The sequence below is a fragment of the Streptomyces sp. GC420 genome, from assembly GCF_009916105.1.
GTDB lineage: Bacteria > Actinomycetota > Actinomycetes > Streptomycetales > Streptomycetaceae > Streptomyces.
Genome location: NZ_JAAAXQ010000047.1, coordinates 1 through 22,032, shown reverse-complemented (window position 1 = coordinate 22,032; position 22,032 = coordinate 1). Strand labels below are relative to the sequence as shown.

Below are 22,032 nucleotides of genomic sequence, written 5' to 3'. Positions count from 1 at the left end.
CACCGTCCGGCAGGCCGTCACTCGACGGGTGAACAGCTATTTACCGACGTGGACTACCGGGGTGGACAACGGACATGGCATTTGGCATAGGCACCTCAAAAATTTTTCGTGCCATGGTGGGCCGAGGCAATGGCAGGGCGCTCATCGGCGCCGTCGCACTGGCGCTGCTGGCGCCGGTGGGCCTTTCGCCCGTCGCGGAGGCGAAAGACGGCGCAGGAGGTCTGGGGCGCCCGAAGGCCGCCGCGGAGCGTGTGAGCAAAGTCAGGGAAGTCACCGGGCCGGGAGCGAAGAAGGCCCGGGAGAAGGTGGCGAAGGACAAAGCCGCCGACAGCGCGCGCAGCAAGAGAGCACGGGCCGAGCAGCGAGCAGCCGACTGGCCCGAAAAGGCCACGGCCACGCTGAAGCTCCACGCCGGTAGACCCGGCACCGTCTCACCTGGTGGTCTACCAGTGAAGATCACCCCCGAGGCACAGAAGAAGCAGACAGTTGCGAGCGGCGAGGCCCGCGTCAAGGTGCTGGACCGGAAAACCGCCGAGAAGCTGGGCATCAACGGTGTGCTGCTGACCACCGAGGCGGACTCGGCGGGCCGGGCGAAGGTCACCGTCGACTACAGCGGCTTCGCCGGAGCGATTGGCGGCGGATGGGCGGGACGACTTCAACTGGTTCAGCTTCCGCCATGCTCGCTGACGACCCCGAAGAAGCCGGCATGCCGTGCGCAGAAGCCTCTCGGCTCGCGCAACGACATCGCAGCCCAGACCGTCTCCGCGCCGGTGGTGCTGCAGAAGACAGACGCGGGTCTGTCGACGCAGCTCGCAGGCAGTGAAACGGCGGGGACGGCCGTCCTAGCGGTGGTTGCGGCAGCGGCCGGCTCCGGGGAGTCGCCGACCGGGACGGGCGACTACACGGCCACCGGCCTGTCGGAGTCCTCCTCGTGGGAGGCCGGAGGCAGCTCCGGATCATTCACCTGGTCCTACGGCTTCACCACGCCTCCGGCCGCCGCCGGCCCCTCCCCCCAGCTGTCGCTGTCGTACGACTCCGGCAGTATCGACGGGCGTACGGCGACGACCAACAACCAGGGCACTGCGGTCGGCGAAGGCTTCTCCTTGACCGAGTCGTACATCGAGCGCTCGTACAGCGCCTGCGACGACGACGGACACGACGACAAGTTCGACTCCTGCTGGAAGTACGACAACGCCCAGTTGGTGCTCAACGGCAAGTCCACGCGCCTGGTGAAGGACAACGGGAACTGGGAGAGCACCTGGCGCCTGGAGGGCGACGACGCCTCCAAGGTGACCCGGTCGACGGGCGCGGACAACGGCGACGACAACGGCGAGCACTGGACCGTGGTCACCGGTGACGGCACCAAGTACGTCTTCGGACTGAACAAGTTGGCCGGCGCCGCAGACGAGCGCACCAACTCCACTTGGGCGACCGCCGTATTCGGCGACGACTCAGGTGAGCCCGGTTACGACAACGGCAGCACCTTCGGCGACAGGCACCTGACGCAGGCCTGGCGCTGGAACCTCGACTACGTCGAGGACACGCACGGCAACGCCGCCACCTACTGGTACGCCAAAGAGACCAACCACTACAAGAGGAACGGCGCCGATACCGCGAACACCTCCTACACGCGCGGCGGTTACCTGAAGGAGATCGGCTACGGGCTGCGCAAGGGATATCTGTTCACCGACAAGGCCGACGCCAAGGTCACCTTCGATCACGCCGAGCGATGCACCGCATCCGACTGCTCGGAACTCACCAAGGACACCGCCGACAACTGGCCCGACGTCCCCTTCGACTCCATCTGCTCCGACGGTGACACCGACTGCATCTCCACCGGGCCGACCTTCTTCTCCCGAAAGCGCCTGACCGGCGTCAACACCTTCTCCTGGAATGCCACCACGAACGCATACCAACCGGTGGACTCCTGGGACCTGACGCAGGAGTACAAAGACGGTGGAGACATCGGCGATACCTCCGACCACGTACTCACCCTGACGTCGCTCAAGCACACGGGCAAGGCCGGCGCCACCTCCACCGCTCTCGCGCCGGTCTCGTTCACGTACCAGTGGCGGCCCAACCGGGTGGACGCCACGGACGACATCCTGCCGCTCACCCGCCCCCGCATCTCCACCATCACTTCTGAGACGGGTGCCATCACCACGGTGACCCTCTCCTCGCCGGAGTGCATCCGCAGCGAGGTGACGGGTGCCGCCGAGGATGCCAACACCCGTTCCTGCTACCCGCAGTACTGGAATATCAACGGCGCGGCCGAGGCGTCCGTGGACTGGTTCCACAAGTACCGCGTCCTTGCAGTGGTCACCTCCGACCCGGCCGGACAGAACGAAGCCGTCGAAAACGACTACACCTACACGGGTGCGGCCTGGCACTACAACGACGAGCCGTTCACGCCGCAGGACGAGCGGACCTGGTCGTCGTGGCGCGGCTACCGCCAGGTCACGGTGCACAAGGGAGCCCAGCAGACCACCCGCTCGAAGACTGTCTCGCTGTACATGCAGGGCATGGACGGGGACAAGCAGAAGGACGGCACCACTCGTTCAGTGAGTGTCGCCCCGCTTTCCGCGCCCGATCTCGGCGTCGATTCCATCACTGATGCGGGCCACTACGCGGGGCAGTTGCGCCAGCAGGTCGCCTACAACGGCTCCGCACCCATCGGTGCGACGCTGTACCAGCCCTGGTCGAAGGAGACCGCCCGCCAGGCGGTGCCCGGTGCCGCCGACCATGTGGCCCGGTTCGTGCGTACACAGAAGAGCACTTCCTACACCTACCTGACCGCCCCCGGAACCTGGCGGGCGCGTGCCGTGGCCACGACCTTCGACGACTACGGCATGCCGGTCACGGTGGACGACTCCGGTGAGGTCGGTGCGGGCGGTGACCAGACCTGCACCCGCACCTGGTACGCCCGCAACCCCGATGCCGGAATCACCTCTCTGACGTCCCGCACCCGCACGGTCGCCCGCTCCTGCTCGGTGGCCGAAGCCTCACTCGACCTGCCGACGTCCAAGGACGACCGGGGCGACGTCGTCTCCGACACCGCCGTCGTCTACGACTCGGCCACCGCCACCGGATGGACCGAGAGCCAGACGCCGAGCATGGGCGAGGCGACCTGGACCGGGCGTGCGTCCGGTTACCCGGCGTCCGTCACGGGCGGCGAGCGTCACCCGGCTGCCTGGCAGACCATGGCGAAGACCGACTACGACACCCTGGGCCGTGCCGTCGCGGTCACCGACGCCAAGAACAACCCCCCGACCACCACCGCCTACACGCCCACGGACGCCGGTCCGCTGACCAAGACCGTCGTCACCAACGCCAAGACCCACCGGACGATAAGCTTCCTCGATGCCCGGCGCGGACTGGCACTTCGCACCTACGACGCGAACCTGAAGAAGACCGAGTTCGCCTACGACGCGCTCGGCCGGCTGACCGATGTGTGGCTGCCGAACCGCGCCAGCGGCAGCCAGGTCCCGAATGCCAAGTTCGCCTACCACGTCAGCAACAGCGAACCGTCATGGGTCTCGACCTCCGCCCTGAAGAAGGACGGTGAGACCTACAACACCAGCTACACCATCTACGACGCGCTGCTCAGACCGCTGCAGACCCAGACGCCGACTCCGGAAGGCGGCAGGCTGCTCACGGACACCCGCTACGACACCCGCGGCCTGGCCTACGAGACGTACGCCGACATCTTCGACACCACCAGCGAGCCCAACGGCACGTATACGCGTGCCGAGTACGGTGAGGCGCCGTCCCAGACAGAGGTCGTCTTCGACGGTGCCGAGCGTCCGACCACGAGCACCTTCCTCGTGGGCGGGGTGAAGAAGTGGTCCACGACCACCAGCTACACCGGTGACTCGACCGCGACCACCGCGGTCGAGGGCGGCTCGGCCGCACGTACCATCGTGGATGCACGGGGACGCACCATCGAGGCACGCGAGTACGCCGGGACCAGCCCTGCGGACACCCAGTACGGCGGTAACCTCGGCGCCGCATACGCCTCGGTGAAGTACACCCACAATCCGGACGGCCAGCCATCGGCGATCACCGGTCCGGACAGCTCCAAGTGGACCTACGTCTACGATCTGTTCGGGCGCCAGACCAGCGTCACCGACCCGGACACCGGAACCACGCACACCGAGTACAACGAACTCGACCAGACCGTGAAGTCCACGGACGGACGCGGCAAGTCCGTCGTCTCGGACTACGACGTACTCGGCCGCCCGACCGGGACCTGGGCCGGCTCCCAGACCGATGCCAACCAGCTGACCGGGTACGAGTACGACAGCGTCCTCAAAGGCCACCCGACCTCCTCCACGCGCTACGTCGGTGGCAAGAGCGGCAAGGCCTACACGAAGGCGGTCACCGTCTACGACGGCCTCTCCCGCCCGACCACGACCCAGCTGACACTCCCTGCCGACGACCCCATCGTCACAGCCGGGACACCCTCCGCCCTCGAGTTCACCGACTACTACAACATCGACGGCACCCTGCAGAACACGAAGAATCCCGCCCTCGGCGGCCTGCCCTCGGAGATCGTCAGCTACGGCTACAACGGCCTCGGTCTCCCCACGTCCATCGGAGGCAGCACCGGATACCTCCTGGAGACCGACTACTCCGCCCTGGGGCAGGTGCAGGGCCTGGTGCTCGGCACCGCCAACACCGAGGAGCACAAGAAGGTCTACGTCAGCAACCGGTACGAGGAGGGCACCGGACGGCTCACCCGCAGCAGCGTCACGGACCAGACCCACCCGTACATGCTCCAGGACCTCAACTACGCCTACGACCAGGCAGGCAACGTCACCTCCATCGCCGACCCGACCACACTCGGAGGCACCAGCGCTGCGGAGACCCAGTGCTTCGCCCACGACGGCCACCGGCGCCTGACCGAATCCTGGACCCCCGCCTCACAGGACTGCGCCGACACCCAGGACGTCGGCAGCCTGTCCGGACCGGCACCGTACTGGACCTCGTACACCTACACCACAGGCGGACAGCGGGCCACCGAGACCCAGCACAAGGCGACCGGCAGCACCACCACCACGTACTGCCACGCCGCCACCCAGTCGCACCGGCTCACCGGCTCACCGGCACCAGTACCGCAGCCGACTGCACCGCGCCCGACCGCACCTACGGCTACGACGACTCGGGCAACACCACCAAGCGCCCCGGTGAATCCGACCCGCAGCACCTGGAGTGGTCGGAAGAAGGGAAACTCGCCAAGCTCACCGAAGGCGACACGACCACCGACTACCTCTACGACGCCGACGGTGCCCTCCTCATCCGCGACACCGGCGACGGAGAGCGCGTCCTCTACGCCGGAGCCACCGAACTCCACCTCCGCGACGACGGAACCACCTGGGCACAGCGCTACTACGGCTCTGTCGCCGTCCGCTCCAACGAGTCCGGCACCAACAAGCTCTCCTACCTCGCAGGTGACCACCACGGCACCTCCAGCCTGGCCGTCACAGCTGACAGCACCCAGGCAGTCACCAAGCGATACACGACCCCCTTCGGAGCGGAACGCGGCACCCCCGCCGGCCCCGCCTGGCCCGACGACAAGGGCTTCCTCGGCAAGACAGCAGACGCCACCACCGGCCTGACCCACATCGGCGCCCGCGAATACGACCCAGCCGTCGGACAATTCATCAGCGTCGACCCGCTCCTCACCCCCGATGCCCCGCAAAGCCTGAACGGCTACTCCTACGCCAGTAACAACCCGGTCACCAGCGCCGACCCGACCGGCCTGTGCGCCGAAATCGACTGCCCGTCACGCAACTGCACCAGCTGCCTGAACACCACCCCCGGACACGAACCCACCGACGAAGCCCTCAACGACTACCCGGGCTCCGGCAGCACCCCCAGCAACACCGCTGGAGGCGGCGGCACAGCACCCATCGATAGTTCCGGAAGCCCATCGGGCCGTATCATCATCAACAACGTTCCCATCCCCACTGCAGAAGACCTGACAGCCAGGGGAGCAATGATCTTCGGCAAAACGTACGACGAGGCACTGCACGACTGGGCAGTGGGCGTATGCCAAGGGAACGATCCCAGCGTCAAAAACTATGGGGCGTTCTGCTCCACGGCAAACAAAGCCGGCCTGCTGGAACCCGCCGGGAACGATCCATTCGGAGTGCAGGCCAACATCAACTGCCTCACGGGTAAGGGTGACTGCGTAGAGGCAATCGTCACAGACGTTCTCTATCTTGTCGGCATCGGATGGAACAGAGCGACGGCAAGGGTGGTCGCCGGCGAAGTGGCAGCCACGGGGAAGTCGGTCAGCGGAACGCTCGCCCGTCTGGCGGACGATTGTTCCAGTTGCTCCACAAGTGCCGCCGATGCTGAGCGTTTGCGCAGGCAGCTCGCCGGGGAGGCTGGCCAGCTTCCAGGGATTCGTTCGGCAGATGACATCTTCGATACCCCATCGGCCCTCAGCGGTGGCGTCACACCGGACCAAGTTCGCCCATTCTTTGCAGGTCGGAAGGGGTGGGTCGAAGAGGGCCTAGGTAGAGGTAAGAATGCTGGCGGCGGTTGGGTAATTCGCGAATATACAGGTCGCGGAGACCCGACTGGAAGGATGCTCAGATGGAATCCTGGAGGCGGCCATCATGGTGAGGGTGCCTACTGGAGAGTCGTGGGTCCTGAAGGGGATCTGGGAGGAATCATTCGATGACCGACGATCGGAAGTTGACGGACTTTCGGCGGTGGGCCATCTCCGTGCTGGACCTGCTCAGCGCGGAGCCCGAAAGACAATTGCAGTACTTGCAGACGTCGGGGGTGGGAGCAGACGAAATGTTGCTTCAATTCGACGACTTGCTGCACGTGGCTCGCGCCAGAGTGGCTGACGGTTCGCTGAGTGGCGAGGATTATCGTTTGCTTCAGGCGGTCGGCGAAAGCGTCAATTCCGTAAGTGAGGGCCCCGAGGAAATTTGGACTGAGAGTGCACTCGAAGAGGCCGTCGAATGGGAAGAGCTGCGGGTGGCGTCTGCGGCTGCAAAGTCAGATTTGGAACTGTCCTGGGATCGGGGAGTCAGCGATTAGCCAGAATCTGTTCGAGCTAATTGGTGGCGAATGCGATTTGCTTCCGATGTCCCCAATGTAGGACGTTCCTGGGCGTCCACTGAGATCAATGCGAGAGCCCCGCCGATGTGAGATCGGTGGGGCTCTCGTGCCGGTTGACGGCAACGGTGACGGTAACGTTAGCGGACGACGGCTGTGGCGGGTGGGTCGTCGGGGTCGTCGTCGCTCTGGCTGAGAGCGTCGCTGAGGGTGTCGATGGCGTCCCGCTGGAGTCGGAGGCGGACGTGGGCATACACGCCGACAGTGACGCCGATGTGGGCGTGGCCGAGGAGTTCCCTGATCACGACAAGGTCGACGCTCTGTTCCAGGAGCAGGGTCGCGGTCGAGTGCCGGATGTCGTGGAAGCGGATCGGGCGGAGCCCTGCGCTCTGGAGGAGGCGTCGGAAGCGGCGGGTGACGTTGGTGGGGTCGAGCGGCCTGCCCTGCGGGGTGGTGAAGACGAGGCCGTTGTCCGTCCAGCTCGTTCCGGCCGCCTGGCGTTCTTCCTGCTGCCGTTCCTGGTGGATCTTGAGGGAGTTGACCTCGATCCGTCAGCGGTGATGTCGCGTCAGTGAGGTTGTTGGTTCGCCCTGGTTTGTTCCCGTGGTGGGGGTTCGGGGCCGTCGCGTGATGCTGCGGCTTCGCCGGGGTTCCACGTCTCCCGGGGGTGGTGCGGGTTTCCTCCGTTCTGGTCGTCGTCGGGGCGGGAGCCGGCAGTCAGGTGACGGCCGGGAGGTCGGTGATCCTGCTCCAGGCTGTGGTGAACGCCTGCGCCCAGGGCCAGGTGCGCTCGATGCGGAGCCAGCGGCGGCGGGCGTGTCGGTTGAGCCTGGCGGGCAGGTGGTGGAGCCGAAAGCGCATGGTGTCCGGTTCCGCGTTGGCCAGATCGGGCTCGTCGTGCAGGGTGAGGAGGCGGAGCCAGGCGTCGAGGTCGGCCGCGAGGTTCGCGGTGAGCATCCAACTCTCGTTGATCGCGTAGGACTTCGAGGGGAGATTGCGCAGGCCGAGGGCCTTGTTCGTTCTCACCTGATCCTCGACCACGGCCTGGTGCCGGGCGAGGGCGTCGATCCATTGCGCCTGGTGGGAGCCGGGGATGCGGGTCATCTTGGAGATGTTGGTGGCGGTGATGAAGTACTTCCAGCTGGTCTTCTTCTCGAAGGCGGTCAGGTCCTTGGCGTGCCGTCCTGAGGGTTTGACCCGGCGGACGATCAGACGCATGCCCTTGATCCAGCCGGGCCGGGTGTTCAGACCGGTCGACTTCGCGACGAAGTAGTCCTCCTGGACCTCGCCGTTCTGCTTGCAGCTTGGCGATGGCCTTCTCATCCGTCTCTGTGATCGTCCAACCCGTGGTGAAGCCCACGGTGCGGCGCCGGGTGCTCAGCGCGACGAGGTGGTCGAGGAGCTCGTGGGTGGCCCCGGCGCCGTCGACGCGGACCAGGATCTTCGCGCTCGACTGGCCGGGGATCTGGGCCAGCGCATCGGACAGCACTCGAATGTGATCGGCGGCGGTGTTGTCGGGTAGCCCCGGCCCGTTGCCGGGCCGAGGCCCCCTCAGAACCGTGCTTGCCCGTTTTCCAGGCACACGGCTCAAGCAAGCCCCGAGGGCTCGCGGGCAGGCAGAACTGCTGGTCCCGATGCGCGGGCGGGTTTCCGTCGCGCGCAGTGGGCGCGCATGAGGCAGCGTGCGGTGTTGTCCGGAGGGCTGCCGTCCTCGCTGGCGAGCGCCGTGCGGCGGATCGCCTTGCGGACGGCGGTGAGCCACTGCTCCCACTCGGTGGGATTTTGCGGCTCGTGATCGGCATGCAGCAGCAGTGTGCCGCAGCCGGGACATCGGCCGCGCTGCGCGTGTAGGAGCCGCAGCACGAACGGGCCCAGCGGAGGCTTTCGCCGCCGTCGCCGATCCGCCCAGTAGCTGGTTACTGCGGGAACGCCGCCACCACGTCGGTCTCCTCGGCACCGGTCGCCGTGATGCCGGAGCGCGTTCCGGGCAGCAGGACGCTCGGGCCGTAGTGGTTGCCCGACACCAGCAGGTCCCTGTCGCCGTCGCGGCCGATGTCGCGCAGGCGGACGAGGTAGCCGAAGGTGTCGTACTCACCCGGGCTGCCCGAGACGCCGGCCGTGGCCCGGGTGAACCAACCGGGAGTTCGTGCCGGTCAGGCCGGAGGTGCCGCCGCGCAGGACGTGGACGCCGCCCGCGTTCGTCTTCGAGCCGACCTTCTCGTCCGGTACGCCGACAGCCAGGTCCGGGTAGCCGTCGGCGTCGGTGTCACCGGCGGAGAGGCTGCAGCCGAAGCGGTCGTCCTTCGTGGCACACGTGGCCACGCCCGAACTTGCCTGCGTCAGGCGGTACTTCATGGAGGGGGAGGTTGCGCAGGCCGGTGGCGCGGGCGGCGCGGATGCGGTCCTCGGCGCGGGCCCGCTGGCGGTGGAGCAGTTCGAGGGCGGCGATCGCCTCGCCGCCGTGTTGGTGGCAAAGCAGGTAAGGCGCATGCCGTCGGCATCGGTGAAACGCAGCCCTTCGCGTACGGGCCCGCTGGGGGCTCCCCGGATTCCGGGTGTGGCGCCCAGTCCTGGGGGCGGCGCCCGGGGTGTGGGAGGTAGCGTTGCATGCGCGCTGACCTGGGCGTACGTCTGGGGTACTTCTGCTGATTCTGGGTGTGAACTGGGTGTGATCTCGAAGAAGTGAGGGGTGTGCGAGAGGTGTTCCAGGGGTTGGCCAGATGCAGCGTTGCGGGTCGGGAGCCTTGAACTCACGCCCCTGACCTGGGCGTTTGCAGTGTCACGGTGCAGGTCAGAGGGGTGCGGGCCCTGGGCCGGTTACACCGCCTCCCTAATTCGGGACGAAGAGGTCGTGGGTTCAAATCCCGCCACCCCCGACAGCCAAGTACCAGGTCAGGGGCCTGATCCGCGAAAGCGGGTCAGGCCCCTGAGTGGTTGTGGGGGTCGTTTGGGGAGCCATTTGGGAGCCGAGTTTTGAGGGCGGTGATCAACTGAGAGCCACAGACCGCCCCCAAGATTCGGGCCGGCCTCCAAGACGCGCCAAGGGGAGAGACCCCTCGGAACTCGCGCCTTCCGCCCTTCCGCAAGCAAGGGGAACTGGTCAAGGGTCCGTTCACCTGACGAACTCGCGGCGTGCGCGTATTATCACCCAGCGTAGCCAGGGGAGAGGGGGCGGGATGAGCGACTTCAACGAAGTGGCGAACCTACGGGCCGCTGAAGTGCAGGTGCTCGCCGAGTCGAAGAAGAGTCTTGGCGCCGTCTACCTGGCTGGCTACGTCGTGGAGTGTCGGCTCAAGCACTTCCTGCATCTGAACGGCATCCCCTTCCCTCGCAGCGGTCGCGAGGGTCACAACCTCCGCGGCTTATGGACGAGTGCCGGGTTCACCAAGCCCTATGGCCACGCCTCCCTGTTCATCGACCACTGGGACACGGAACTCCGCTACAAGGTCGCCCTTCCTGCGGGTGTCGACGCCGAAGACCTGCTCCGAGGAGGCCAGCACCTGGCAGGTTGGGTGGCGACACGCGTCAGACAGGCTGGCTCCCGAGGGCGGAGCCGCGGAAGGGGGCAACGGTGAATGAGAGGCTGGACGCCATGCCAGAGGACGATGTGACGCGGGCCGTCGTTCAAGCCGTCCAGACTGCACTCCCCGGCTCCGACATCAGTGTCGTTCCGGACGCCGGGGGCTTCGTCGTGCGTGTCGTCTCCGAGCATTTTGCCTCGCTCCCCGAAGCGGACCGCCGTGCCAGATTCCAAGGGCACGTGCCTCCTCGGATCGCCGGTCAAATCCATACCTGGGAGTTGCTCACGGAGTCCGAAGCACCGTGGTACGGCGATCTGGCAACTACAGCCACTCCTGCGCCCGCCTGGTCCACCGCGCTAGACCGCGTCGAGGACGAGGAGGCCACGCCGACACAGATCACGTTTGCCAGTGACCTCGACCAGGACCTCGACTCCGCCCCGGTTGTAACCTTCTACAGCCTCAAGGGCGGTGTCGGACGCAGTACAGCCCTGGCGGCCGTAGCTCGCCGACTCACTTCCGAGCACGGTCTGAAGGTCCTCTGCATCGACATGGACCTCGAAGCCCCCGGCCTCGACACCCTTTTCGGCATCTCCCAGGAGAGCCAGTCCGACCTCGGAGTGGTCACGGCCCTTCTCGCCTACGAGTTCGGGGAGGACCCTTCGATTTTGGACCACGTTGTCCCAATCGACGACAACGGCCGCTTGTTCTGTATGCCCGCCGGCCGGATCGACAGCACGTACGCTGCCCGGCTCCGTTCCCTGGAGCCGGAGATCTGGTATCGCGAACGTGTCAACGCGCTGCACCGGCTCATCGACGACGCTCGGGACTCCACGCTCCGCCCGGACGTGGTACTCATCGACTCCCGCACCGGTGTCAGCCCTGTGGCGGCCCCGCTTCTCTTCGATGTCTCCGACATGGCCGTGGTCTGCTTCCACCCCCACAGCCAGGCCCGGAACGGCACCGAACTGCTGACGGGTGCACTGCTCAGCTCGACCACCCGCCGCCAGGCACCCCTTCCCTTGACGCCCGAGCCCCGGTTCGTCGTGTCCCCGATGCCCCCGGGCCAGAGCGCCCCAAGGCTCGCAGACCGGGCGAAGTCCTGGATCGACAAGTGGCTGGAGCCCTTTAACGAATCCCGCCATGGTGCTCCCATGCTGACCGCGGAAGAGATCACTCACGTCGTCCCCTATAACGCCGAGGTCTCCTTCTCGGACACAGTCACCTCCGACAGCATCCGCCTCGCCCCTTATGCCCGCATTGCCGACTGGATCCTGCAGATCGTCCCAGAGCCCGCCCCGAAGCGCCGCTTGCAGAGCCAGACCTCGGAGAGCAAAGCCGCCGCACTGGCACAATTGTCCTTCTCCACCGGCACGGCAGAGGAGTTGGACAGCGAGCAGTTCCTCCAGGATTACGTCGTCACTCGTCAGGTGAGCGAGACGGCCGACCCTGATACCCCCCTCATCCTGGGCCGTAAGGGCACAGGCAAAACCGCACTGTTCCGGTGGCTAGCTGCAGGCGAGTTGTCGGGATGGACTCCCGTCGCGGTCACGACCCCCAGCTTCCGTGACCGCCCGGACTGGTCCTTCGGCCCGGACAACTACGACGCCATTGACCAGCACCTCGCCACGAGCGGCCAGGACTGGGGCACCTTTTGGCAGATCCTGATCACCCTGGCCGTGCACGGCACCGAAGGCGCTGCGGACGACGCCGGAGCACCCCATCCCGCAATGCAGAATCTCGAACCGGGAGACTTCGCCGCCACCCAGGCCGTCCTAGAAGTCTTGCGGGACCCGATGGGTGCCCTCCGTTGCGTCGACTGGCTGCGCAAGGTCGACGCCAACGGAAGTCAGCTCCTCCTGCTCTTCGACGGACTCGACACCGCATTCGGCAACACGCCCATCCAACGCAGGCGCCGCTCCAATGCCATCGCCGGCCTCCTGGCAAAGCAGGCCGACCTCGCCCCCAAGTTCAGCAGAATCCGCCTCAAAATCTTCGTGCGCCAGGATATCTGGAGCAGTCTCCGCTTCGAGAACAAGAGTCACTTCTACGGTCTGTCCCGTAGGCTCCAGTGGGAGGACCAGCGCGAATACTTCAAGGTCGTCCTTAAGCGCGCTGTCCACGCAGCCGCCTTCCGGGACATCCTCCGCACCGCCGACAAGTCCCTCGTGGAGACTGACGTCGCCTCTTGGACCCCCGAGCAGGTCGACATGGCTTGGAGTTCACTCGTCGGCGAGCGCATGCGAGGCGAACGCACCGCCTTCACGTCCAACTGGGTCTGGAACCGCCTCGCGGACGGCAACGGCGACCATTCCCCCCGATCGTTGTTGCAGTTGTTCGCCGCCGCACTGGACTGGGAACGGGAGGAGGAGAAGCGCAGCGCCTACGACCGCTCGGTCCTGCGCCCTCGCAGCCTCGCCCTCAGCCTGGAGCGGGTGAGCGAACCTGCCTTGTCGGCCCTGCTGGATGAGGAGTTCCAGGAACTCCGGGCGGTAGCCGATGCCCTCAAGGACTACGGCCGCACACCCATCGGCGAGGAGACACTTCGCGACGCCCTTGCCGAGACCCCCGAGGACTTGATCACCCTGGCCAGGGAGGCCGGCCTCATCACGCTCAACGAGACCGACGACGAGGCCCGGTCGTTCCGCGTCCCCGATCTATACCGCTGGGCGCTGAGCGTCACGCGAAGGGGTCCGATGTAGACATTACGGCGGCTCAGCAGCAGGACAGGTCAGCGTCAGCCACGGGTCCACGGGTCCACGGGTCCACGGGTCCACGGGGGACAGTGCCCGCGCCCAGTTGCCACGCCCCGCCGTCAGCAGCACCGATCCGCGTTGCTCACTCGGGAGGAAGAGGTTCCGGGATCAAGTACCACCACTTCGATAGTTGAACACCAGCTCAAGGCCCGGATGTGCTTGCGAGTCGGGCGCCTGGGTGGTCGCGAGAGCGCGCCCTGGACTACCTCCCACCCGAGGAATTCGAGACCCAGCACTACAGATCCCAGGCGCCCTCCAAGGCCACTGAAAATGCGCAACCGGCCGCTCAGCCGCTGCGGATCGGTGCCGACATGCCGTCCATGAACACGGCGCCGGTCGGAATCACCGGTCCGAGCTGCCTCCGGTACACCTCCTCGGTCACGGCCACGCGGGAGCGGGAGAACGCCGCTCACGGGCCGAGCGCCGGCTGACGCGTCCCTCAGGAAGACGGTGTCCAACCCCGCGCCGACAGGACTCGCCGTAGCGCGGCAACTGTTTGTCACGGCCCTTGCCGGACGGCAGGGTGGGTGTCCCGTGGTGGTCAGGACGTCACGGGGGCGCCGGGCCGTCACCGGGCGGCCCGGTCACAAGGAGGGGATTCCGTGCCGCTTCTTCACGGTCGTCCGCGCACGCCCACGCGTGCCCCGGCGTACAGCCGGGCCCGCCGACATCTGCCATCAGCCGTACTCGCCCTGCTCCTGGGCCTGCTGGGTGCTCTCGTCGCACCCGCCACCGCAACCGCCGATCCCGGCGATCCGAATCCGAACATGATCGACTGGACCGTTGTCGACACCTTCCAGGGCGTGTTGGGCAACGACATCCCGTTACGTGAAGGGCAGAACGACTGCAAGAGCCCTCAGTGTGAGCCTCCCGTGGACGGGTTCGGCAGGCGGCACATCCTGGAACACGGTGTGGTGCCCGACCACGAGGACATCCAGGAGACCGTCGGCACCGAGGGCTTCTGCGTTCCGGCCCCGGACAACCGGGTGATCTGCACCAACACGGACGCCAGCCTCGTCGTGGTGTACGTCACCCACAACGACCCGCGCTCGGGCGACGGAAGGCCCTTCGGGATCATCACCGCCTACTACTTCCTGCCCTGCTTCCAGGCCGCCGACTGTCCCGGTCCGGAGCAGCCCCACAAGGTCGACACCGCCCTCACCTACACCGGTGCCGACAGCGCGGTGAACGGATCACCGGCCCGCCTCTCGGCGATGCTCACCAACAACTTCGGAACGCCGGTCAACGGCCGCGCCGTGCGGTTCGCCCTGGGCACGGGGGACGCACAGCAGACGTGCTCCGGCACCACCACGGCATCGGGCACGGCGACCTGCACCATCGACTCGGTCGACCAACCGCAGGGGACGTCGAACGCCGTACCCGTCGCCGTCACCTTCGGCGGCGATGACGACTACAACCCGTCCAGCACCTCCGCCGAACTGGGCCTGACCTCACCGACCGAACTCGACTACACCGGCGTACGGCACCTCGCCAACGGCACCCCGGCCCAGCTGGCCGCCAAGCTCACCGACTTCCACGGAGACGCAGTGCCTGGGCGCAGTGTGCGCTTCGTCCTCGGCACCGGTGAAGACCGACAGACGTGCAGCGGAACGACGAGCGGCAGCGGGAACGCTACCTGCACCGTCGCGTCGGTGGACCAGCCGCTGACCGACTCCGCCACCGTCCCGCTGCGCGCATCCTTCGCCGGTGACGCCGGTTACCTGGCCTCGGACGCCTCCGCGCAGTTGAAGCTCCAGTACGCGACAGGCCGTGCCTACGGCGTCCAGGCGCACGTCGACCTCATCGGCGTACCGCTGCTGGAGATCGATCCCCAGCCCGACACGGGAAACGTCCGCACGGCGGACGCGACCACGACCGACACCCCTTGCTCGGCCGAGTACACCTCGCCCCTGCTGGCCGTGCAGAAGCTGTGCCCCAAGGTCACCACGGCACTCGCCCCCGGCAACGTCACGGCGACCTCGACCGTGGCCCAGGCACGCATCGGGCTGCCCGGTGTGCCGCTCATCGAGGTGTCCGGGCTCACCGCGACGTCCGGCAGCGAGTGCGGCAAGGCCACGGGCAGCACCACACTCACCCTGAAGATCGCGGGAGTTCCGGTCACCGTGTCGGGTGATCCGAACACGGAGATCCCGCTCGTCGGAGGTGGCCGACTCATCGTGAACGAACAACTGCCATCGGCCGGCGCCGACGCCGGCCTCAAGGTCAACGGCGTGCACCTCGTCCTTCCCGCCGACGGCGGTGAGGTCGTCCTGGCCTCGGCCAACAGCGCGATGCACAACTGCGGTGGCTGACGACTCCACCGGTTGGGGCGGACCACAGGAATACGCGGACGTGTTCCTGGGGTCCGCCCGCCGGGCCGTCCAAGATCTCTGCGAACGGCGGGGCGCCGAAATGGAGTCACTCACCTGCGAAGTCGTCCCCGGCGCGGAGGGCAACGTGGTCGTCGCCGCCACGACCGTGGTGTTCTTCCGCGGTCGCCGCTGCGTCTTCCGCCGGGGGATCTGGCCACCGAGCCACCCCGCCGCCACCCGGGCCGCCATCTACGCGTCCGTCCTGGAAGAGCGCCTGATGACGCACGTCCTCCCGCGGCTCGGCGACGACGCGTCACCGGTCGATCTCTGAGCACGCGCATGCGCCCGGTGTCCGGCGCCCGGGGGCGTGAGCACCGGGCACCGGGCACCGGGCCTCCAGGGTGGTGTCACCTCTGAACGCTGAGGACTTCGCCGCGTTCCATGCGTAAAGTCCTTGACTTCGTTCGCCGTTCTATCCAGGAGATGTGCCATGGAACACAACTCGCCCATGTCCCTCACCCGTCAAGGTCTGCTGCGCACCGGCGCGGGTGTGGGCTCGCCGCGCTCGGTCTCGGATACGGCGCCCAGAACGCGTCCGCAGCGGTGAGCGCGACCCCGCGGTTCGACCTGTCGCAGCCGTCCTACGACCTGTTCCGCAGCAAGGTCCTGCACAGCAAGCGCGTCCAGCAGAGCTTCGCCTTCGACTCGGTCAACAAGCGGCTGTTCGTCGCCGCCAAGCGGGCCGGCAGCGCCGAGGAGGCGGGCGACCTGTGCATCAGCCGGCTCGACTTCGCCGGCAACTACGTCTCGTACATGCACCTCAACGGCTTCGGCCACGGCGTCGCATTCGGCGTCCGCCCGAGCGGCGGCACCAGCCACCTGTGGATCGAGACCGATGCCAACGCAAACGGCTACGGCTCCAAGCTCTCCTGCATCAAGTACACCGCCGGCGCCATCGCCCAGGGACCGACCTCACCAAGGCGGGTTCCACCCTGACCTTCCGGGAGCCCGAAGGGCTCGCCATCTACCGCACCGACGCGGGCGAGTCCCGCCTCTTCCTGGGCTTCGCCTCCGGCGAGGAGGGCGACCGGCGCTCCAGCATCTTCTACAAGAACGAACTGGTCTGACACCGCGGTCGACCGACCTGCGTCCCCCTGAGCTCGCGTAGAGGGATGCGGGCAGCCGGTTGGGAGTCCAACCGCCATCCCGACGCGGGTCAGTGGGCCCGGTGTGCGAGTTGCACCAGGCCCGCCGTCGTGCTCGGAGGGCTTGGCGGTTCGCCGGACAGGACGCGGCAGGCCGGCCGATGTCTCGACGTCGAACGGGTCGGGGCAACTACCCGCGAGGTAATCGCCGCCCCGGTCGACTCCGACCTACGGTCTGGTCACCGCCCCCGCTCCGGGACGAGCCGGAGCCGGAACGAAGGAGCCCGACCGTGCCCGCTTATGGTTTCGCTCATCTCCGCAGCCGTCGGCACCACGCCGACATCGTCGAGTACCTGGAGCGCATCCAGGCCACCCTTGAGCCCTTCGCGGGTCGCTTCGTCATCCATGGCCCGCCGGCCGAGGTACTGGAGGGGGCGTGGCCCGGCAGCATGGTGCTGATCGAGTTCCCCGGCCTGGCGGAGGCCCGTGCCTGGTACGACTCGCCCCCTTACCAGGACATCCTGCCGCTGCGTACCGATCACATCGAGGGCGACGTGGTAGTGGTCGAGGGCGTCGGACCGGACTACGACCCGGCCGAACGGGCGGCGAGGCTGCGCGCCGAGGCCGAACGAGCGGGGCGGACCGGGCAGCGCCCCGAATAGACACGCACGGTGGTCTCCTGCTCAGCGGGGCCCGACCCTGAAATTGTTAATGGGATTCATTTTCATGTAGCGTCTGCCTGCCCACCCGATCAGGAGGATCACATGGCCGTTCCCAAGCGGAAGATGTCCCGGAGCAACACCCGCCACCGCCGCGCCCAGTGGAAGGCGGCCGCACCGGCGCTCGTCCCGATCACCGTCGACGGCGTCCCGTACCGCGTGCCCCAACGGCTGGTGAAGGCGTACGAGCGCGGTCTGCTTCACCCCGAAAGCTGACCGTCCATGCCTTCCGACCGACTGCCCGTCACGGTCCTGTCCGGATTCCTCGGCGCGGGCAAGACAGACTGGGCAAGACCACCATCCCCAACCATGTCCTGGGCAACCGCGAGGGCCTGCGCGAATCGATGCCGCTCTGGTGCGCGGCGGCGGGGCGGCCCTGTCGCACACCGAGGAACGCCTGATCTAGATGCCCCCAGCAGCCCTGAGGACCGAGGAAGGCCGCCACCGTGACTGAACTGGGCGAGGACCTGCGGGCCTGCCGTGCCAGGGTCAGCGCCGAGCAGGTCGGCATGCCGACGTCCGGCCACCGCCGGGTGCCGGGACTGCGACGTGAGGAACTCGCCGCGCCGGCGGGCGCCGGCGTGGATTACGCCGTCCGCCTCGAACAGGGCCGGGCGAGGTCCGCCTCCACCGAAATGCTCACGCGCTCGCCAGGGCCCTGCGCCTGCGCCCCGACGAGGAGGAGTAACTGCTGAGATGCGTCGTGGAGGCGAACTCCTCGCGCGCCGAAGCACGTTCGCGGGCCACTCAACCGGGGCGTTTGACGGCGCGGCCGACCAGGAAGGTCTCGGCGGCGGTGATGCCCAGGCCGGTGAGGTCCTCACTGATGAAGCGGTACAGGGCTGCGGTGTCCGGCACCCACAGCGCAAGGGAGAGGTTGCTGCGCCCGGTGCCGGCCAGTGCGCCGTGCACGGCCGGGTGCGCGGCGAGGGTCCGGCCGGCCGCGTCCAGCCGGTCGGGCGGGAGCTGCAGCCACAGATTGGCGTCGACGTGCAGGCCCAGGCACCGGGGATCGACCACGACCTCCGTGCGCAGCAGGCCCTCGGCAAGCAGCGCGGCCAGCCGCCGACGGACCGTTGAGGCCGGGTGGCCGGTGCACTCGGCGACAACCGACGCGGACAACCGGCCGTCCTCGGCCAGGGCGGCGGCGACGGCCCGGTCGGTCTCGTCCGGCTCCCGCCCCGACGTGGCGGCGGGTGGCGGGGTGAGCGCCTGCCGCTCGGCCGGGTCGAGCACGTCGAGCCGCCACTCGTGGGCCTGGCGGAAGACGTGCAGCACTGTCTGCGCCTCCACCGAGGTGACGGCGCTGGTGGCGGGCAGTTGCTGGAAGAGCAGGCGGTTGCGCGGGGTGGACCCGCGGGTGAACTGGATGGCGTGGATCTCGTCCCCCGCAGCGGACACATCCAGGAACGGAATGTCCTCCCGGGCAGCGAGTACCGCGGCGATCTGCTCGAGCCTGCCGCGCAGCACGCGGATGCGGAGTTGCACCGCTCCCAGGTCCCGGGGCTGCGCCAGGCGGCCGCGGATGCGGACGGTTCCCTGGCGGGTCAGTGTCCGCAGCCGCCGGTGCACCTCGCGTGTGCTCATGCCGAGTACGTTCGCCAGCCGCTCTGCGGCCGTCCGGCCGTCGCACTGCAGGGCGGCGACCAGGCGCTGGTCGGCGACCGACAGGACGTCTGCGTCACAGGAGCCGAGGGCGCCGCCGTGGTTGACTTCGCTGTGCTTCACACCGTGCAGTGTGGCGCAGTCGGACAAGACAGTGATGGGGCCTCTGGCCGGGCTCTCATGAAGTCACGCGAGCCCGCTCGGTGAATGCACACGAGCGTCTCCCGGCCAAGGTCGACAGATCCCGTTGAGGACCCGAGGTCGGTCGGCCGCCGGGTCGGCCCCCGCCGGGAGACGCTCACGAACGTCCTCACCGTCAGTCTCACCGTCAGTCGCGGATCGTGGCCAGGACGAGGGAATGCAGCGGCCGCGGCGCGGCGAGGAAGCCGTCGGCGCCCGCCCGCCACGGCCGTCCGGCGAGATCGGTGACGGCCAGGCCGGCCTCCGCGGCGATCAGGGCGGGGCCCATCAGGTTGGCGTCGTCGGTGCCGTACTGCCAGAAGCCGTCCAGCCGGCCGGCCGCGGTGTCGGCGATCTGCCAGGAGGTGGCGCCGAGGTTGCGGACCGCGCCCACCTTCGGGAGCAGGGCGCTCAGCGACCGGCCGGCGCCCCTTACGGCCTCGGGCTCACGGGCGACCCCCGGCGGCTGGCTGGTGCCGAGCAGGGCGGCGTCGAGCGAGCGCTTGACGGAGGGGCGCATCAGCCTGCCGTCGCGCCGGGCGCCGCCGCCGAAAGCCGCGGTGCAGGTCTCGCCGAGCAGCGGGTTGTGCAGCACCGTGGCCACCGCCCGGCGCTCCCGCACGAGGGTGAGGGAGACGCACCACTGCGGGAGCCCTTGAAGGAGCTGCACCGCGCCGTCCACAGCGTCGGCCACCCACATCTCCCCGTGCTCGGGCAGCCGGACATCCAGCTCGTCGGCCCACACGGCGCCGGGCAGCAGCGGGCCGAGGCGCTCGCGCAACAGGGCCAGCGCGGGCTCGTCGACGGCCGCGAAGCGGTGCAGTAGCTCGTCCCGGTCCCGGGCCGGCCCGGAAGGGAGGTCAAGTGCGCGCAGCAGTACGCCGACGGCGTGGGCGGCTTCGGTCATCGGCTTGAGCAACTGGCAGTCAGTGAGTGACATGGCGGGGCCCTCCGGTCGCGGTCATGTGCTGCGGGATACGGAACGAGCCTGCCGCCACCCAGGCGGTGCGGGCCGCCGACGACCGGCACCGCTGTCGAATCCTGCGCAATCGGCCACCATGACGAGCGATTCCGCCGCCCCGGCCGGCCTCTGTGGCGGCAGGGTCCCCTGCCGCAGCACAGGGCACGCTCGGTCTCACGCGAACACGGCCTTCGCAATCAAACGCTGCGGTTCCTCCGAGTGCCGGGGGATTCAGGTGAGCGGCCAGTTGCGCAGGGCGGCGTCGGCCGTCGCCCGGAGTTCGTCGCGGGTGACACCGCTCGCGGCCTGCACGGCGATGCCGAACGCCAAGGTGGTGACGTAGCGGGCCAGCAGCCCCGGATCGGTCTCGGGAGGCAGGTCGCCTTCGTCGACGGCCTGCTGGAACCGCTGTTGGAGGCGGGAGCAGCCGTTGTTGCGCCAGGCAGCGAGAAGGTCACGGACGCCGCGCCCGGGGTCGCTGGTGGCCAGGGCGCCCTGGACACCCAGGCACCCGTGGGGACGGCTCGGGCGGGTGGTGGTTTGGACGGTGCCGGCCAGGACCGCGGTGGCGACGCCGAGGGCGGTCGGCTCCTCCAGGGCCCGGGCCAGGTATGCGCTCGGGCCCTCGGTGTAGCGCTCCAGGGCCTTGCGGAACAGTTCCTCCTTGTTGCCGAAGGCTGCGTACATGCTGGTGGTGGAGATGCCCATCGCGCCCGTCAGGGCGGCCAGGCTCGCCCCTTCGTAGCCGTGCTCCCAGAAGACCAGCATGGCGCGCTCGAGGGCTTCGTCGGCGTCGAAGCCTCGCGGTCGGCCGACGGGGCCGCTCTGTTTGGTACCCACCCCCGCAGCCTACCCCTTCCGCATCGATCGATACAGAAGTGCTACCGTTCGAGTTCTGCATCGATCGATGCAGAACCCGGAGGAGGTTCACATGGGACTGCTTGAGGGCAAGACCGCTCTCGTCACCGGCGGCGGCAGCGGAATCGGCCTGGCCAGCGCCGTACGGCTGGCGGCCGAGGGGGCACACGTATTCATCACCGGCCGGCGCAAGACCGAACTCGACGCGGCCGTCGAGGCGATCGGTTCAGCGGCCACCGCGGTGATCGGCGACATCGCGAACCTGGCCGACCTGGACCGCCTCTACGAGACGATCCGCAGCCGGGGCCGGGGCCTGGACGTACTGTTCGCGAACGCCTCCGTCGCCGAGTTCGCGACGCTCGAGCAGATCACCGAAGAGCACTTCGACACCCTCTTCGGCATCAACGCCCGGGGCACGCTCTTCACCGTCCAGAAGGCGCTGCCCCTGCTCAACGACGGCGCCTCGGTGATCTTGAACGGCTCCACCAACGTGGACGTCGGCACGGAGGCGTTCGGCGTGTACGCGGCAACCAAGGCCGCCACCCGATCGTTCGCCAGGACCTGGGCCAACGAACTCAAGGGACGCGGCATCCGGGTCAACACCATCACGCCGGGCCCGACCGACACCCCTGGTCTGTCCGGGCTCGCCCCCGACCCGGAGCAGGCCGCCGGCCTCAGGCGGCAACTGGCGGCACAGGTGCCGCTGGGCCGCCTCGGGCGCTCTGAGGAGATCGCCGCCGCCGTCGCCTTCCTCGCCTCCGAGCAGAGCAGCTTCATCACCGGTTCGAGCCTGTACGTCGACGGCGGCCTGAACCAGATCTGAGTTCCTGCGATCTACGGACGAGCCGGATTCGAGCCGCTCTGCAAGGTGCTCCCGCTTCACTGGCCCTCCGCCCTCCGC

Annotated in this window: 15 protein-coding genes and 4 pseudogenes; 12 read left to right on the top strand and 7 right to left on the bottom strand. The window is 68.1% G+C overall.

Annotated elements, in window-relative coordinates:
- The first annotated feature begins 113 nt into the window (after positions 1-113).
- Together GUY61_RS08980 and GUY61_RS08975 are read left to right on the top strand one after the other, a co-directional pair.
- Positions 114-6,691 (top strand): annotated as a pseudogene (locus tag GUY61_RS08980) (RHS repeat-associated core domain-containing protein).
- On the top strand, positions 6,688-7,059 hold the full coding sequence (locus GUY61_RS08975; RefSeq protein WP_166629546.1) for a hypothetical protein: 372 nt from the start codon (positions 6,688-6,690) through the stop codon (positions 7,057-7,059). The pseudogene GUY61_RS08980 and the gene GUY61_RS08975 overlap by 4 nt, the downstream one beginning before the upstream one ends.
- A 158-nt stretch (positions 7,060-7,217) precedes the next feature.
- On the opposite strand, the pseudogene GUY61_RS08970 reads toward GUY61_RS08975, so the two are convergent.
- The 4 genes and pseudogenes from GUY61_RS08970 to GUY61_RS08955 form a co-directional block, all read right to left on the bottom strand.
- Positions 7,218-7,619 (bottom strand): annotated as a pseudogene (locus GUY61_RS08970) (tyrosine-type recombinase/integrase); the annotation flags it as partial.
- A 175-nt stretch (positions 7,620-7,794) separates the two neighbouring features.
- Positions 7,795-8,400 carry a transposase gene (locus GUY61_RS08965; RefSeq protein ID WP_243766295.1) on the bottom strand — a complete coding sequence of 202 codons (606 nt, stop codon included), beginning with the start codon at positions 8,398-8,400 and terminating at the stop codon, positions 7,795-7,797.
- 768 nt (positions 8,401-9,168) lie between these two features.
- Positions 9,169-9,432 (bottom strand): FG-GAP repeat protein, encoded by a 264-nt coding sequence (locus GUY61_RS39925; protein WP_243766294.1) that lies wholly within the window; start codon positions 9,430-9,432, stop codon positions 9,169-9,171.
- A pseudogene (locus tag GUY61_RS08955) lies at positions 9,431-9,591 on the bottom strand (IS1380 family transposase); the annotation flags it as partial. The gene GUY61_RS39925 and the pseudogene GUY61_RS08955, both read right to left, overlap by 2 nt.
- A 662-nt stretch (positions 9,592-10,253) precedes the next feature.
- Between GUY61_RS08955 and GUY61_RS08950 the strand changes: the two are divergent.
- The 9 genes and pseudogenes from GUY61_RS08950 to GUY61_RS08910 all read left to right on the top strand — a co-directional run bounded on the left by GUY61_RS08950 (position 10,254) and on the right by GUY61_RS08910 (position 18,222).
- Positions 10,254-10,652 carry a hypothetical protein gene (locus GUY61_RS08950; protein WP_166629545.1) on the top strand — a complete coding sequence of 133 codons (399 nt, stop codon included), beginning with the start codon at positions 10,254-10,256 and terminating at the stop codon, positions 10,650-10,652.
- Positions 10,649-13,297, top strand: coding sequence for a ParA family protein (locus tag GUY61_RS08945; protein ID WP_166629544.1), 2,649 nt, complete (start codon positions 10,649-10,651; stop codon positions 13,295-13,297). The genes GUY61_RS08950 and GUY61_RS08945 overlap by 4 nt, the downstream gene beginning before the upstream one ends.
- A 656-nt stretch (positions 13,298-13,953) precedes the next feature.
- Positions 13,954-15,663: a choice-of-anchor P family protein gene (locus GUY61_RS41490; protein ID WP_166629543.1), complete on the top strand. Its 1,710-nt coding sequence runs from the start codon at positions 13,954-13,956 to the stop codon at positions 15,661-15,663.
- A gap of 100 nt (positions 15,664-15,763) precedes the next feature.
- Positions 15,764-15,994, top strand: a complete 231-nt coding sequence (locus tag GUY61_RS08935; protein WP_243766293.1) for a hypothetical protein — start codon at positions 15,764-15,766, stop codon at positions 15,992-15,994.
- Positions 15,995-16,266: 272 nt separating this feature from the next.
- Complete coding sequence (locus GUY61_RS39920) at positions 16,267-16,659, top strand: hypothetical protein (protein ID WP_243766292.1); 393 nt, start codon at positions 16,267-16,269, stop codon at positions 16,657-16,659.
- Between the two features lie 439 nt (positions 16,660-17,098).
- Complete coding sequence (locus GUY61_RS08925; protein WP_166629541.1) at positions 17,099-17,470, top strand: DUF1330 domain-containing protein; 372 nt, start codon at positions 17,099-17,101, stop codon at positions 17,468-17,470.
- A gap of 102 nt (positions 17,471-17,572) precedes the next feature.
- Entirely contained in the window at positions 17,573-17,743 is a 171-nt protein-coding gene (rpmF, locus tag GUY61_RS08920) for a 50S ribosomal protein L32 (protein ID WP_166629540.1), read from the top strand.
- A gap of 6 nt (positions 17,744-17,749) precedes the next feature.
- Positions 17,750-17,930, top strand: a pseudogene (locus GUY61_RS39915) (GTP-binding protein); the annotation flags it as partial.
- A gap of 43 nt (positions 17,931-17,973) precedes the next feature.
- Positions 17,974-18,222, top strand: coding sequence for a helix-turn-helix domain-containing protein (locus GUY61_RS08910; protein ID WP_166629539.1), 249 nt, complete (start codon positions 17,974-17,976; stop codon positions 18,220-18,222).
- Between the two features lie 52 nt (positions 18,223-18,274).
- Here GUY61_RS08910 and GUY61_RS08905 read toward each other — a convergent pair whose 3' ends face one another.
- The 3 genes from GUY61_RS08905 to GUY61_RS08895 all read right to left on the bottom strand — a co-directional run bounded on the left by GUY61_RS08905 (position 18,275) and on the right by GUY61_RS08895 (position 21,113).
- On the bottom strand, positions 18,275-19,255 hold the full coding sequence (locus tag GUY61_RS08905; protein WP_166629538.1) for an Lrp/AsnC family transcriptional regulator: 981 nt from the start codon (positions 19,253-19,255) through the stop codon (positions 18,275-18,277).
- 205 nt (positions 19,256-19,460) lie between these two features.
- On the bottom strand, positions 19,461-20,252 hold the full coding sequence (locus tag GUY61_RS08900) for an inositol monophosphatase family protein (RefSeq protein WP_166629537.1): 792 nt from the start codon (positions 20,250-20,252) through the stop codon (positions 19,461-19,463).
- Positions 20,253-20,504: 252 nt separating this feature from the next.
- Entirely contained in the window at positions 20,505-21,113 is a 609-nt protein-coding gene (locus GUY61_RS08895; protein ID WP_166629536.1) for a TetR/AcrR family transcriptional regulator, read from the bottom strand.
- Positions 21,114-21,204: 91 nt separating this feature from the next.
- On the opposite strand from GUY61_RS08895, the gene GUY61_RS08890 reads away from it, so the two are divergent.
- Complete coding sequence (locus GUY61_RS08890; RefSeq protein WP_166629535.1) at positions 21,205-21,954, top strand: SDR family oxidoreductase; 750 nt, start codon at positions 21,205-21,207, stop codon at positions 21,952-21,954.
- Positions 21,955-22,032 lie beyond the last annotated feature (78 nt).

What these genes read in the sequence shown, in the direction of transcription:
- GUY61_RS39925 (WP_243766294.1), bottom strand. Translation starts at nt 9,432, where the DNA reads ATGAAGTACCGCCTGACGCAGGCAAGTTCGGGCGTGGCCACGTGTGCC.
- GUY61_RS08975 (WP_166629546.1), top strand. Translation starts at nt 6,688, where the DNA reads ATGACCGACGATCGGAAGTTGACGGACTTTCGGCGGTGGGCCATCTCC.
- GUY61_RS08900 (WP_166629537.1), bottom strand. Translation starts at nt 20,252, where the DNA reads ATGTCACTCACTGACTGCCAGTTGCTCAAGCCGATGACCGAAGCCGCC.
- GUY61_RS08935 (WP_243766293.1), top strand. Translation starts at nt 15,764, where the DNA reads ATGGAGTCACTCACCTGCGAAGTCGTCCCCGGCGCGGAGGGCAACGTG.
- rpmF (WP_166629540.1), top strand. Translation starts at nt 17,573, where the DNA reads ATGGCCGTTCCCAAGCGGAAGATGTCCCGGAGCAACACCCGCCACCGC.
- GUY61_RS08965 (WP_243766295.1), bottom strand. Translation starts at nt 8,400, where the DNA reads ATGAGAAGGCCATCGCCAAGCTGCAAGCAGAACGGCGAGGTCCAGGAG.
- GUY61_RS08890 (WP_166629535.1), top strand. Translation starts at nt 21,205, where the DNA reads ATGGGACTGCTTGAGGGCAAGACCGCTCTCGTCACCGGCGGCGGCAGC.
- GUY61_RS08950 (WP_166629545.1), top strand. Translation starts at nt 10,254, where the DNA reads ATGAGCGACTTCAACGAAGTGGCGAACCTACGGGCCGCTGAAGTGCAG.